The organism is Microbacterium sp. ISL-103 (genome assembly GCF_018613995.1).
GTDB lineage: Bacteria > Actinomycetota > Actinomycetes > Actinomycetales > Microbacteriaceae > Microbacterium.
In genome coordinates, this window is the sequence record NZ_JAGGPD010000491.1 from 1 (window position 1) to 1,197 (window position 1,197).

Below are 1,197 nucleotides of genomic sequence, written 5' to 3' on the forward strand. Positions count from 1 at the left end.
CGCCCACGCGCACGACCTCGGCCGACTTGAAGCGTTTGCCGATAGGGAACCCCGCGGCGAGCGCCTGGTGCGCGTCGGAACCCGTGATCATCGACGAGGTGTACTGCGTCATGAATCCTGAGGGGAACTCCGCGGTCGCGAGGTAATAGGTCGCGAGATCTGTCGGGTCGGTGATCTCCGAGGGCTTGCGCGCCATGAGCGTCGACCATTCCCGGTCGAAGTCGATGAGCTGCTGTGCCACCGGTCGGCGTTCGGCGCCGTAGGTCGCGAGCAGCGCTTCGGGCGCTCGCCCCGTGAGCACGGATCCGAGCTTCCACCCGAGGTTGAAGCCGTCCTGCATCGACACGTTCATGCCCTGGCCCGCCTTGGCACTGTGGGTGTGGCAGGCGTCTCCCGTCAGGAAGACGCGCGGGGTGCGACCTGACCCGTCGATGACGTCGTCGAAGCCGTCGGTGACGCGGTGCCCGACCTCGTAGACGCTGTGCCAGGCGACCTCCTTCACGTCGAGCGTGTAGGGGCTGAGGATCGCGTTGGCCTTGGCGATGATCTCCTCGATCGGAGTCTGCCGCACTCGGTGGTCGTCGTCTTCGGCCACCTCGCCGAGGTCGATGTACATCCGGCTGAGGTAGCCGCCCTCGCGCGGGATGTGCAGGATGTTGCCCGCCTCCGAGTTGATCGCGCACTTGGTGCGCCAGTCGGGGAAGTCGGTGTTGACCAGAACATCCATGACGCCCCACGCGTGCGCGGCACTGCCGCCGACGTGCGTGCGCCCGATCGCCTGGCGTACACCGCTGCGCGCGCCGTCGCACCCGGCGACGTACTTTGCTCGGATCGTACGCTCTTCGCCCGCCCGCTCCCCCGCGACGTAGCGCAGCGAGACCTCGACCGGGTACTCGCCCTCGCCGTGCACGGTGAGTCCTGCGAACTCGATGCCGTAGTCGGGTGCGATGCGGCCGGGGCCGTGCGCCGCGGCCTCGGCGAAGTAATCGAGCACGCGGGCCTGGTTGACGATCAGATGCGGGAACTCGCAGATGTCGTAGGCGTAGTCGGCGGTGCGCGACGTGCGCACGATCTCACCCGGTCGCTCGGGGTTCGGCCCCCAGAAGTTCATCCACCCGATGTTGTAGGCCTCGGCGATGATCCGCTCGGCGAAGCCGAAGGCCTGGAACGTCTCGACGCTGCGCGGCTGGCTGCCAT

Annotated in this window: 1 protein-coding gene; it reads right to left on the reverse strand. The window is 67.8% G+C overall.

The genetic code is table 11. From position 1 onward, the window contains the following. Positions 1 to 1,197 (reverse strand): FAD-dependent monooxygenase (locus tag J7E68_RS16465; RefSeq protein WP_215174415.1); only part of this gene is annotated, 1,197 nt, incomplete at both ends.